Genomic DNA, 12,526 nt, shown 5'->3' with positions numbered 1-12,526 from the left:
GGGGTGAACGTATGACAAAAATGCGAGTTTATGAATATGCAAAACAAACAAATGTATCAAGTAAAGACATTATTTCTACGTTACAAGAAATGAATGTTGAAGTTAATAACCACATGTCAACAATTGAAGATGATGTCATAGTTAAACTTGATCAAAAATTTAAAGCAAAAAGTCAAGTAAATACAAATAACGAATCAACTAAGAAACCGGGGAAACAAGTGAATAATTCTAATACAAGTACTAACAATTCAGAAAATGTAAAAACAACTAGTGGAGAAAAATCTGCTAACAATAAATCGTTTAAGCAAGCTCCAACTAGCACTAACCGAGATAACAAAAAGCCAAATCAATCTAATAATAAATCCTTTAATCAAAATAAAGGTAAGAAAAACAACAACAATAAGAAAAATAAAGGTAACTTCCAACAACCTGTTCAACCAAAGCCTAAAAAGGAACTACCTAGTAAAATTACCTTCACAGATAGCTTATCTGTAGGAGAATTAGCTTCAAAGCTTGGTAAAGAGCCGTCTGAAATTATTAAAAAGCTTCTTTTACTCGGAACTATGGCAACAATTAATCAAGAGCTTGATAAAGACTCAATTGAGTTAATTGCTGGTGAATATGGTGTTGAAGTGGAAGAAGAAATTGTATTTGAAAAAACAGAATTCGAGAAGTATGAAGAAGAGGACCGTGTTGAGGATCTACAAATTCGTCCTGCCGTTGTAACAATCATGGGTCACGTTGATCATGGTAAAACAACTCTTCTTGACTCCATTCGAAATACAAAAGTAACTGAAGGTGAAGCTGGCGGTATCACTCAGCATATTGGTGCTTATCAGATTGTTTCTAATGATCAAAAGATTACCTTCCTTGATACACCAGGTCATGCTGCTTTCACGACTATGCGTGCTCGCGGAGCGCAAGTGACAGATATTACCATTTTAGTAGTTGCAGCAGATGATGGTGTTATGCCTCAAACAATTGAAGCTATCAACCATGCTAAAGCAGCTGAAGTACCAATCATTGTTGCTGTAAACAAAGTTGATAAACCGACAGCAAATCCTGATCGTGTTATGCAAGAATTGACAGAACATGGTCTAGTACCAGAGGCTTGGGGTGGGGATACTATTTTTGTACCAGTCTCAGCATTAACTGGTCAAGGACTAGATGATCTACTTGAAATGATTATCCTAGTAACAGAAGTAGAGGAATTAAAAGCTAACCCAAGCAGACGTGCTACAGGTACGGTTATTGAAGCACAATTAGATAAGGGTAGAGGCTCTGTTGCTACATTACTTGTTCAAAATGGAACACTTCGCGTTGGTGATCCAATTGTAGTAGGAAATACATTTGGTCGTGTACGTGCAATGGTTAATGACATCGGTCGCCGTGTGAAAGAGGCAGCACCATCAACTCCTGTTGAAATCACAGGTTTAAATGACGTACCATTAGCTGGAGACCAGTTCATGGTATTTGAAGATGAGAAGCAAGCTCGTCAAGTTGGGGAAGCAAGAGCTCAGAAGCAGCTTGATGCACAACGTAGCGAAGGCTCTAAATTAAGCTTAGATGATTTATTTGAGCAAATTAAACAAGGTGAGATCAAAGACATTAATTTAATTGTAAAAGCTGATGTTCAAGGTTCTGCAGAAGCATTAGCAGCAGCATTGCATAAAATTGATGTTGAAGGTGTTCGTGTAAAGATCATCCATACGGGTGTAGGTGCAATTACTGAATCTGATATCATCCTAGCAGCTGCTTCTAAAGCAATTGTAATTGGGTTTAACGTAAGACCTGATAATGGTGCTAAGAAAACAGCTGATGTAGAAGAAGTTGACATTCGCCTACATCGTATTATTTATAAAGTTATTGAAGAAATTGAATTAGCTATGAAAGGTATGCTTGACCCTGAATTCGAAGAAAAAGTAATTGGTCAAGTTGAAATAAGACAAACTTTCAAGGTTTCCAAAATTGGTACGATCGCAGGTGGATATGTCACTGAAGGTAAAATCACTCGTGATAGCGGTATTAGACTAATTCGCGATGGTATTGTCGTATTTGAAGGTGAAATTGATACCTTAAAACGCTTCAAGGACGATGTGAAGGAAGTTGCTCGTAACTACGAATGTGGAATTACAATTAAAAACTTCAATGATATAAAAGAAGGCGACATTATTGAAGCATATGTGATGGAGGAAATTGAACGTAAATGATCGGTTATATAGATTGTGAATGTATCATTTATGATTCACAGTCATTAAAAGATAAAAGAGCTGTTTTACAACGAGTGCTTACAAGAATAAAGCAAAAGTATAATGTTTCAATTTCAGAAATTGAATTTCAGGACACTTGGCAACGTACAAAGTTTGGTATTGTTTCCATTAGTTCCTCAAAGGTACAAACAGAACGAGAATTGCAAAATGTTTTGCAATTTATTGATTCATTTCCTGAAATTGAGCGTACAGTAACTTCGTTTGAATGGTTTTAATGAAGAGGTGATTGGCATGAGCTTAAGAGCAAACCGTGTCGGTGAACAGATGAAAAAAGAGCTTGGCGATATTATTGGTCGAAAAATAAAAGACCCTCGTATAGGCTTTGTGACAGTAACAGATGTAAGTGTTTCAGGAGACCTACAAATTGCTAAAGTATTTATCTCTGTTTTAGGTGATGAAGAACAAAGGCAAAATACGTTAAAAGGCTTAGCGAAGGCAAAAGGGTTTATCCGTTCAGAAATTGGCCAACGAATCCGCCTAAGAAAAACTCCAGAAATACAATTCGAATTTGATGAATCAATTAATTATGGAAATCGGATTGAAACACTTATTCATGAGTTAAATGTTCAAAATAAAGAGGAGGATTAACTCCTTTATTAAAGGGATAGACACCTTCGTCTATCCCTTTTCTATGTATGGTGACACAATTTATTGATAGGTATCAGTTTTATCAAATAGCTTTTATCTTATTTCTCGCTTCAGGAAAGTGAAATGCTAATTATTTTTTACATAGTAACATCATTTCACTTTTTAAATAATTGCATGGAGGTCTTTAAATGGAAGGTGTACTTTTACTAAATAAGCCTGTTGGGATGACATCCCATGACTGTGTAGCCAAAATGCGTAGGCTCGCAAAAACAAAAAAGGTCGGACATACAGGTACACTAGACCCTGATGTAACAGGTGTATTGCCACTATGTCTTGGAAGAGCAACAAAAATTGTAGAATATTTAACAGCCGCATCAAAAACGTATGAAGCTGAGGTAACAATTGGTTTTTCCACAACAACTGAAGATTCATCAGGAGAAGAAGTAGCGAGGAAAAAAGTGAATCCTAAAATTACCCAAGAAGAAGTTGAACATGTCTTTAATTCAATGCTTGGATCTATAGAACAAATTCCACCAATGTACTCAGCTGTAAAAGTGAAAGGGAAGAAGCTTTACGAATATGCAAGAGCCGGTATAGAGGTTGAAAGGCCAGCTCGAATGATTACAATTGATGAATTAGTTCTTCTTGGAGACGTAATAAACGAAAATGACTTAACTAAATTTCGCTTTCGTGTTACCTGTTCAAAAGGTACATATGTCCGAACTTTAGCTGTAATGATTGGAGAAAAACTTGGCTATCCTGCCCATATGTCCCATCTTATTCGTACAAAATCAGGAGAATTTGATCTTGCAAATTGTTTAACCTTTGAAGAAATTGAAGCAGCAATTGAATGTGGATCACTAGAGGATTCTTTACTGTCAATTGGTGAAGCGTTAAAAGATTTGCCGAATCTAATTATCCATGATACGCTAGCAGAGAAAGTGAAAAATGGTGCAGTGCTAGAGTTACCTTCAGAGTTTCAAGATCTTGAAGTGGGTTCTCCAATTGCTGTTTATGGTGAAGATGGACGTTGCCTAGCTATTTATTCTAAACATCCTACTAAGCAACACCTGATGAAGCCTACGAAGGTGCTGTATAATGAAATTTAACATGTTATAAGTGAGAAAAGGTGAAGTGACCGTGAAACTAATTAAGCTGTCTCAACCACATAATTTTATGAAGCAAGACTTTGATGAAATGGTTTTAGCATTGGGTTATTTTGATGGAGTTCATATTGGACATCAAAAAGTTATTCTGAAAGCCAAAGAGGTTGCAAATAATCTTGGGATAAAGTGTGCAGTAATGACATTTAACCCACATCCTCTTGTAGTTCTTCGTGATCAAAAGGGGATTGACTATATTACACCCCTTGATGAGAAGATCCGCTTGATTGAGGCATTAAATGTTGACCTGTTATTTGTTGTGGAATTTACGAAGGATTTTGCAGCTTTATTACCACAACAGTTTGTGGATGACTATATCATAAACTTGCATGTTAAGCATGTAGTTGCAGGTTTTGACTTTACATATGGACATTTAGGTAAGGGGACTATGGAAACTTTGCCGTTTCATTCTAGAGAACAATTTTTCCATACTACTGTAGAAAAACAAACAGATCATGATCGAAAGATTAGTTCTACATTAATTCGTGAAGTGATAAGAAGCGGTGACGTAACATATGCTAATAAACTGCTAGGAAGACCACATAGTGTTTCAGGCTCTGTTGTACATGGTGATAAAAGAGGGAGAACGATCGGATTTCCAACAGCTAATATTGAGGTATCTGATGTCTATTTATTGCCACCAACAGGAGTATATGCCGTTTCAATAATTGTAAATGGTCTAGAATATGAAGGGGTTTGTAACATAGGCTACAAGCCTACCTTTAATAAAGAAAAATCTGCAAAACCAAGTATTGAAGTCCATATCTTTGATTTTCAAAGTGAAATTTACGGGGAAAAAGTCTCAGTTTCTTGGTTTAAACGTATAAGAAGTGAACAAAAGTTCCATAATGTAGATGAATTAATCTCACAAATTGCAAAGGATAAAGCTGCCACACTACAATACTTTGGAAAAAAAACAGTTTAGCTCTTGCAAAATCATTAGAAAAATAGTATTCTAATTGATGTAACTTAAAACCATTGCTTGGCAAATCGATTCACCAACGGTTGCTCGGTAATTGGGGTTTTGTAAATTAAGGAGGTGAAAAGGATGGCTATCACACAAGAACGTAAAAACGAACTAATCGCTACTTTTAAAACACATGAATCTGATACTGGATCTCCAGAGGTTCAAATTGCTATCCTTACTGAGGACATCAATAACTTGAACGATCACTTACGTGTTCACAAAAAAGACCACCATTCACGTCGCGGTCTATTAAAAATGGTAGGTAAACGTCGTAACTTATTAACTTACCTACGTAATAAAGACGTAACTCGTTATCGTGAGTTAATCAACAAGCTTGGTTTACGTCGATAATTACTTCAAAAGCGGGATTATTCCCGCTTTTTTAGTGTATTTAAATAAAGAGCCTGTATAAGAAAAACTTAACCTATCGTCAATAGTACTTGGTGAGGAATCAAGATTTTCTAATTAACCTATTTACATACAATAACAACATTGATATGTTGAATATAAATGGTTCATACTAATACATAATATTAAAACTAACTAGTAAGAGAGGAGTTTTACATATATGGGACAAGCAAAGCAAAAGTTTTCCATAGACTGGGCTGGTAGAAACCTAACAGTTGAAATTGGGCAATTAGCCAAACAAGCAAACGGTGCCGTGTTAGTTCGTTACGGTGATACTGCAGTATTAAGTACAGCAACTGCTTCAAAGGAACCGAAACCACTTGATTTCTTTCCGTTAACTGTAAACTATGAAGAGCGACTATATGCAGTTGGGAAAATTCCTGGTGGATTTATTAAAAGAGAGGGTCGTCCAAGTGAAAAAGCAATTTTGGCAAGTCGATTAATCGATCGTCCAATAAGACCATTATTCGCTGACGGCTTTAGAAATGAAGTACAAGTCATTAGTATTGTTATGAGTGTTGATCAAAATTGTTCTTCTGAAATGGCAGCAATGTTTGGGTCATCATTAGCACTTTGTGTTTCGGATATCCCATTCGAAGGACCGATCGCAGGTGTAACAGTTGGTCGAATTAATAATGAGTTTGTCATTAATCCAACTGTTGAACAAGCTGAACAAAGCGATATTCATTTAGTTGTTGCAGGTACAAAAGATGCAATTAATATGGTTGAAGCTGGTGCAGAAGAAGTACCAGAAGAAATTATGTTAGAGGCGATTATGTTTGGACATGATGAAATAAAACGTCTAATTGCCTTCCAAGAGGAAGTTGCTGCAGCAGTTGGCAAAGAGAAAATAGAAATTGAGCTTTTTGAATTAGATGCTGAGCTAGAAAAAGAAATTCGTGATCTATCAGAAACGGACTTATTACAAGCTATTCAAGTTCAAGAAAAACATGCTAGAGAAGCTGCGATTACAGAAGTGAAAAATGCAGTTATCGCTAAATTCGAAGAAAAAGAAGCAGATGCTCAAACAATTAAGCAGGTTAAACAAATTCTTTCTAAGCTAGTAAAGGCTGAGGTTCGTCGCCTAATTACGGAAGAAAAAGTAAGACCTGATGGCCGTGGTGTTGATGAAATCAGACCACTTTCATCTGAGGTGAATTTATTATCAAGAACACATGGTTCAGGCTTGTTTACACGTGGACAAACTCAAGCATTAAGCATTTGTACGCTCGGTGCACTTGGGGATGTACAAATATTAGACGGTCTTGGTATCGAAGAATCAAAACGATTCATGCATCATTATAATTTCCCACAGTTTAGTGTTGGAGAAACAGGACCAATGAGAGGGCCAGGACGACGTGAAATCGGTCATGGTGCTTTAGGTGAAAGAGCTTTAGAACCAATTATCCCTTCTGAAAAAGATTTTCCATATACAATACGTCTTGTTTCAGAAGTACTAGAATCAAATGGATCAACATCACAAGCAAGTATTTGTGCAAGTACATTAGCAATGATGGATGCTGGTGTTCCAATTAAAGCTCCAGTAGCTGGTATTGCGATGGGTTTAGTGAAATCTGGAGAGCACTATACAGTATTAACAGATATCCAAGGTATGGAAGATGCATTAGGTGATATGGACTTCAAAGTTGCAGGTACTGAAAAAGGTGTAACTGCCTTACAAATGGATATCAAAATTGAAGGACTTTCTCGTGAGATCCTAGAAGAAGCGTTACAACAAGCGAAAAAGGGTCGTATGGAGATCCTAAAATCAATGCTTGCTACCATCTCAACACCAAAGCAAGAGCTTTCACAATATGCACCTAAAATCTTAACAATGGCAATAAATCCAGATAAGATTAGAGATGTTATTGGACCGAGCGGAAAACAAATCAATAAAATTATTGAAGAAACTGGCGTGAAGATCGACATTGAACAAGATGGAACTGTATTCATTTCATCTGTAAACGAGGAAATGAATCAAAAAGCGAAGAAAATTATTGAAGATCTTGTACGTGAAGTGGTTGTTGGCCAATTGTACCTTGGTAAAGTTAAGCGTATTGAAAAATTCGGTGCATTTGTTGAAATTTTCAGTGGGAAAGATGGATTAGTTCATATTTCTGAACTTGCTGAAGAACGTGTTGGTAAGGTAGAGGATGTTCTCTCCCTAGGAGATGAGATTTTAGTTAAAGTAACTGAAATTGATAAGCAAGGTCGTGTAAACTTATCACGAAAAGCTGTATTAAAAGAACAAAAAGAAAAAGAAGAGCAAGAAGGATAATAGTGGAGGCCGGGGTAACCGGGCTTCTTTTTAGGTTTGAAAGGTTATTGGGGAGAGCGGTTGCAAATACTGCAATACTGAGTTTATTACATAAAGGTGACTTTCTATAAAAGTGCGTTTTTTCTTAGAGGTCCTGGAATTAATATGCTTTAGAATTAGTTTTTGTTGTCTAGCTCCAGCGCCTAGCCCCTCGAGTCATAAGCCACTCCATAATTGAAGGCAAAGGACGCCTTCTATTATGGAGCGTCTTATGCTTGTCGGGGCTGAACAAGGCGCTTGCGCTTTCCGTTAGTCCAGCTGCAGATGCCATCGGCTCGAGGAATAAGCCAATCCGTCTAGAAGGTTAAAGAACAACCTTCTAGTCGGCTCGTCTTATTCTTTTCACCGATAAGCAGGCACCTTCCGCTTTCTAGTTCTACCTTGTCCTCTTTTTACATATTTTTTAGTAAAAAGGGGGATACATAATGAAAAGGAAAATTATTCATCTCGTTGGATTTCTTTTAATCTTAACGGTTGGCATAGGGTTTATTGAAAATCCTTATACATCATCTTATGTTGATCAAATAAAGCATGCTAGCATCACCGTTTCAAAGCATCAGGACAATTTATATGAGGAGATTGCTGCTAAATCCCAAGAATATAACATTCCTGCTCAAAATGCAGAAATACATAAGGTTTGGAAGGCAACACCAGGCTATAATGGAATAGCCGTTGATATTGAAGAATCATATAAGAAAATGAAGGGTAAGGGAGTATTTGATGAAAAGCTCCTTGTGTACCGTCAAGTAGAACCGACTGTTCATTTAGCAGATTTACCTGCAGCACCGATTTATCGAGGACATCCTGATAAACCTATGGTTTCCTTTCTAATTAATGTTGCATGGGGAAATGAGTATATTCCTGATATGCTAGAAACGCTAAATAAATACCATGTAAAAGCAACCTTCTTCTTAGAAGGAAGATGGGTCAAAGAAAATCCTGAAATGGCTAAGATGATTGTTGACGCGGGTCATGAGGTTGGAAATCATTCATATACACATCCAGATATGAAACAGTTGTCTTCATCGTCTATTAGAGAGCAATTAGCGAAAACAAATGAGGTCATCAAGTCAGTAACAGACGTAACTCCAACTTGGTTTGCACCACCAAGTGGAAGTATGAGGGATGAGGTTGTAGAAATTGCTGACGAAATGAATATGGGAACAGTTATGTGGAGTGTCGATACAATTGATTGGCAGCGTCCTGAACCACATGTGCTAGTTCAGCGAGTCATGGGGAAAGTTCATAATGGCGCTTTAATTTTAATGCACCCAACCTCTTCAACTTCTGATAGTCTTGAAACACTAATTTTATCAGTCAAGCAAAAAGGGTATTCGTTCGGCTCTGTTTCAATGATGGTTGATGAAGGAAGACTATCAACAAATGATAAGAATAACAAAACAGATGAGTGATTCATGTAGCATCTATGAAGGAGGAGCAAGTTTGATAAAAAAATATACTTGTCAAAATGGAGTAAGAATCGTATTAGAAAACATACCAACTGTGCGATCAGTTGCAATTGGGGTATGGATTGGCACTGGATCACGTAATGAAAATTTACAAAATAATGGTGTCTCCCACTTTTTAGAGCATATGTTTTTTAAAGGAACAAAAACGAGATCTGCACGCGAAATAGCAGAGTCTTTTGATAGTATAGGTGGGCAAGTTAATGCGTTTACATCAAAGGAGTATACATGCTATTACGCTAAGGTTCTAGATGACCATGCACAATATGCTCTTGATGTATTAGCAGATATGTTCTTTCATTCAACATTTGATGAGGAAGAACTAAAAAAAGAAAAGAACGTTGTATATGAAGAAATAAAAATGTATGAAGATACACCAGATGATATCGTTCATGATGTATTAAGTCGTGCTACATATGGAGATCATCCACTGGGTTATCCAATTTTAGGTACGGAAGAAACACTAGCAACCTTTAATGGAGATACTTTACGACAATATATGAATGATTATTATACACCTGATAAAGTTGTTATCTCTGTTGCTGGTAATATATCAGAGGAATTTATAAAAGAAGTTGAAAAACTTTTTGGATCATACGAAACGAATTCAACTAAAGGCGAGGTTGAAAAACCAGGCTTTATGGATCAAAAGCTAGCAAGAAAAAAGGATACTGAACAAGCACATCTTTGTATCGGGTTTAATGGCTTAGAGGTAGGTCATGAAAATATTTATAGTTTAATCGTATTAAATAATATTTTAGGTGGAAGTATGAGCAGCCGTTTGTTTCAAGATGTAAGGGAGCAAAAAGGACTTGCCTACTCGGTCTTTTCTTATCATTCTTCATATGAGGATAATGGCTTACTAACGATCTACGGTGGTACAGGTAGCAGCCAATTAAACCTGTTATTTGAAACGATTCAAGATACGTTAGCGACATTAAAAGCAGAAGGCATTACCGCAAAAGAATTAGCAAATAGCAAAGAGCAAATGAAAGGAAGCTTAATGCTAAGCCTTGAAAGCACAAATAGTAGAATGAGTAGAAATGGTAAAAATGAACTTATGCTTGGACGTCATCGTTCACTTGATTCAATCATTGAAAAGGTAAATGAAGTTAGTGAAGAAAGCGTCAATACTCTTGCAAACCAATTGTTTACAGATACGTATTCAATTGCCCTAATCAGTCCAGACGGACAGCTTCCTGAAAAACTAAAATAATTTTAAAAGCCTACAATTCATGAAAATTGTAGGCATTTTTTTATGGTATAGTCCGATAAGATAATAGAAAGGGGGAATGAACATGAGATTAAGTGAGTTAAGTGGAAAAGAAATCGTCGATGTTAAACGAGCAGAGCGGTTAGGTGTGCTTGGTCAAACAGATCTTGAAATCAATGAACAAACAGGTCAAATTACTACCTTAATTATCCCTTCTTTAAAGTGGTTTGGTCTAAGAAAACAAGGGCAAGAAATTCGTGTACCATGGCAGCATATTAAAAAGATCGGGACAGATATGATTATTCTTGATATTCCTGATGAACAGATTGAAAAAATAGAATCATAATTGTATTCGATTGGCATAAGCCAATCGTTTTTTTTTATACACGAATCCTCATTGATAGGTAATAAACACTTAACACAAAGGAACGTACCGTTTTCCAATTCCTGAACCTCAAGCTTCCATTTTCAAAATTCCTCTTGTTTAATCACCCATATTACATTCTCTACATAGTATGTTGAAGTAAGTTATCCTAGAAAATCAATGAATTTAAAACAGATAACATGCCGAAAAGAAGGTGAAAAATCAACATGTTAACAGGATTAAACGTAGCTGTTATCGGTGGCGATGCAAGGCAGCTTGAAGTTATCCGTAAATTAACTGAACTCGATGCAAAGCTATTTCTCATCGGTTTTGATCAATTAGACCATGGCTTTACTGGTGCTACGAAAGCAAAGATAGATGAGGTTCAATTTGAAGAAATAGATGCAATAATTTTGCCCATCAATGGTACCACACATGAGGGGGCTATTGATACTGTGTTTTCGAATGAAGAAGTTAAATTAACTGAGGAATTACTTTCAAAAACTCCTACACATTGTGTTATATATTCAGGAATAACAAATTCTTACTTAGATAAAATTGTTCAATCAACCAATCGAACATTGGTGCAACTTTTTGAGCGGGATGATGTTGCTATTTACAATTCAATACCTACAGTCGAAGGTACGATCATGATGGTCATTCAGCACACTGATATCACTATCCATGGCTCGAAAATCGCTGTTCTAGGCCTTGGAAGAGTAGGAATGAGTGTTGCCAGAACATTCGCTGCATTAGGAGCAAAAGTAAAGGTAGGAGCAAGAGATACTGCACATTTAGCTAGAATTACTGAGATGGGACTTACACCATTTTTGTTAGAAAACCTTCAAGAAGAGGTTGAGGACATTGATGTCTGCATTAATACAATTCCACATTTAGTTGTTACTGCAAGGGTCATCTCGAATATGCCTACACACACTCTAATCGTTGATTTGGCATCAAAACCAGGTGGAACTGATTTTCGCTATGCTGAAAAACGGGGAATTAAAGCTCTATTGGCACCAGGATTACCTGGCATTGTTGCCCCTAAAACAGCAGGCCAAATTGTAGCTAATGTTCTCACCCAGCTTTTGAATGATTTATTAATAGAAGGAAAGGGGTCTTCTTGATGAAGTTAACTGGTAAACGTATTGGATTTGGAATTACGGGATCACATTGCACATATGAAGAGGTATATCCACAAATTAAGTCATTATTAGATGAAGGTGCTGATGTTATTGCTGTTGTATCACATACAGTTAAAAATACAACAACACGCTTTGGAGTTGCTGGAGAATGGGTAGAAAAAATAGAACGACTTACAGGTAATAAAGTAATTGACTCGATTGTAGCAGCGGAACCATTGGGTCCGAAGCTCCCTCTTGATTGCATGGTGATTGCTCCATTAACAGGTAATTCAATGAGTAAGTTTGCGAATGCATTAACAGACTCTCCAGTTCTAATGGCTGCCAAAGCAACGTTAAGAACACATCGTCCTGTTGTAGTTGGAATTTCAACTAATGATGCACTTGGGTTAAATGGTGTAAATCTGATGCGTTTAATGGCTACTAAAGATATTTACTTCATTCCTTTCGGTCAAGATGCTCCTGATAAGAAGCCTAATTCAATGGTTGCTAGAATGGAATCATTACTTGAGACAGTCCTATCTGCACTAGAAGGAAAACAATTTCAACCTGTTGTTGTCGAAAAGTTTCGCGATTTAGAAAAATAATTTTAAAATTCAATTAAACAAAAATAAATTTTTGAATCCAT

12 protein-coding genes are annotated in these 12,526 nt (G+C 36.5%); all 12 read left to right on the top strand.

Annotated features, from left to right (window positions below; genetic code table 11):
- Positions 1 to 11: 11 nt before the first annotated feature.
- The 12 genes from infB to I7822_RS01490 all read left to right on the top strand — a co-directional run bounded on the left by infB (position 12) and on the right by I7822_RS01490 (position 12,485).
- Positions 12 to 2,210 carry a translation initiation factor IF-2 gene (gene infB / locus I7822_RS01545; RefSeq protein ID WP_207975024.1) on the top strand — a complete coding sequence of 733 codons (2,199 nt, stop codon included), beginning with the start codon at positions 12 to 14 and terminating at the stop codon, positions 2,208 to 2,210.
- Entirely contained in the window at positions 2,207 to 2,485 is a 279-nt protein-coding gene (locus tag I7822_RS01540; protein WP_207975023.1) for a DUF503 domain-containing protein, read from the top strand. The genes infB and I7822_RS01540 overlap by 4 nt, the downstream gene beginning before the upstream one ends.
- Before the next feature lie 16 nt (positions 2,486 to 2,501).
- Entirely contained in the window at positions 2,502 to 2,858 is a 357-nt protein-coding gene (gene rbfA / locus I7822_RS01535) for a 30S ribosome-binding factor RbfA (protein ID WP_207975022.1), read from the top strand.
- A gap of 188 nt (positions 2,859 to 3,046) precedes the next feature.
- Positions 3,047 to 3,967: a tRNA pseudouridine(55) synthase TruB gene (gene truB / locus I7822_RS01530; protein ID WP_207975021.1), complete on the top strand. Its 921-nt coding sequence runs from the start codon at positions 3,047 to 3,049 to the stop codon at positions 3,965 to 3,967.
- 31 nt (positions 3,968 to 3,998) lie between these two features.
- The gene (ribF, locus tag I7822_RS01525) at positions 3,999 to 4,946 is read left to right on the top strand and encodes a bifunctional riboflavin kinase/FAD synthetase (protein WP_207975020.1); all 948 of its coding nucleotides are present in this window, start codon (positions 3,999 to 4,001) and stop codon (positions 4,944 to 4,946) included.
- A gap of 123 nt (positions 4,947 to 5,069) precedes the next feature.
- On the top strand, positions 5,070 to 5,339 hold the full coding sequence (rpsO, locus tag I7822_RS01520) for a 30S ribosomal protein S15 (protein WP_066337658.1): 270 nt from the start codon (positions 5,070 to 5,072) through the stop codon (positions 5,337 to 5,339).
- A gap of 217 nt (positions 5,340 to 5,556) precedes the next feature.
- Positions 5,557 to 7,674, top strand: coding sequence for a polyribonucleotide nucleotidyltransferase (pnp, locus tag I7822_RS01515; protein ID WP_207975019.1), 2,118 nt, complete (start codon positions 5,557 to 5,559; stop codon positions 7,672 to 7,674).
- 464 nt (positions 7,675 to 8,138) lie between these two features.
- Positions 8,139 to 9,125: a polysaccharide deacetylase family protein gene (locus I7822_RS01510; protein ID WP_207975018.1), complete on the top strand. Its 987-nt coding sequence runs from the start codon at positions 8,139 to 8,141 to the stop codon at positions 9,123 to 9,125.
- Positions 9,126 to 9,156: 31 nt separating this feature from the next.
- Positions 9,157 to 10,395, top strand: a complete 1,239-nt coding sequence (locus I7822_RS01505; RefSeq protein WP_207975017.1) for a M16 family metallopeptidase — start codon at positions 9,157 to 9,159, stop codon at positions 10,393 to 10,395.
- Between the two features lie 82 nt (positions 10,396 to 10,477).
- A complete protein-coding gene (locus I7822_RS01500) occupies positions 10,478 to 10,738 on the top strand; it encodes a YlmC/YmxH family sporulation protein (RefSeq protein WP_066337647.1) in 261 nt (86 codons plus the stop codon).
- Between the two features lie 245 nt (positions 10,739 to 10,983).
- Complete coding sequence (gene dpaA, locus I7822_RS01495) at positions 10,984 to 11,883, top strand: dipicolinic acid synthetase subunit A (protein ID WP_207975016.1); 900 nt, start codon at positions 10,984 to 10,986, stop codon at positions 11,881 to 11,883.
- Positions 11,883 to 12,485, top strand: a complete 603-nt coding sequence (locus I7822_RS01490; RefSeq protein ID WP_207975015.1) for a dipicolinate synthase subunit B — start codon at positions 11,883 to 11,885, stop codon at positions 12,483 to 12,485. The genes dpaA and I7822_RS01490 overlap by 1 nt, the downstream gene beginning before the upstream one ends.
- Positions 12,486 to 12,526 lie beyond the last annotated feature (41 nt).

It is taken from the genome of Metabacillus bambusae (assembly GCF_017497975.1).
GTDB lineage: Bacteria > Bacillota > Bacilli > Bacillales > Bacillaceae > Metabacillus > Metabacillus bambusae.
This window is presented reverse-complemented; position numbering and strand designations above follow the sequence as displayed.

Coding starts and splice junctions, on each gene's coding strand:
- infB (WP_207975024.1), top strand. CDS start 12: ATGACAAAAATGCGAGTTTATGAATATGCAAAACAAACAAATGTATCA.
- I7822_RS01540 (WP_207975023.1), top strand. CDS start 2,207: ATGATCGGTTATATAGATTGTGAATGTATCATTTATGATTCACAGTCA.
- rbfA (WP_207975022.1), top strand. CDS start 2,502: ATGAGCTTAAGAGCAAACCGTGTCGGTGAACAGATGAAAAAAGAGCTT.
- truB (WP_207975021.1), top strand. CDS start 3,047: ATGGAAGGTGTACTTTTACTAAATAAGCCTGTTGGGATGACATCCCAT.
- rpsO (WP_066337658.1), top strand. CDS start 5,070: ATGGCTATCACACAAGAACGTAAAAACGAACTAATCGCTACTTTTAAA.
- pnp (WP_207975019.1), top strand. CDS start 5,557: ATGGGACAAGCAAAGCAAAAGTTTTCCATAGACTGGGCTGGTAGAAAC.
- I7822_RS01510 (WP_207975018.1), top strand. CDS start 8,139: ATGAAAAGGAAAATTATTCATCTCGTTGGATTTCTTTTAATCTTAACG.
- I7822_RS01500 (WP_066337647.1), top strand. CDS start 10,478: ATGAGATTAAGTGAGTTAAGTGGAAAAGAAATCGTCGATGTTAAACGA.
- dpaA (WP_207975016.1), top strand. CDS start 10,984: ATGTTAACAGGATTAAACGTAGCTGTTATCGGTGGCGATGCAAGGCAG.
- I7822_RS01490 (WP_207975015.1), top strand. CDS start 11,883: ATGAAGTTAACTGGTAAACGTATTGGATTTGGAATTACGGGATCACAT.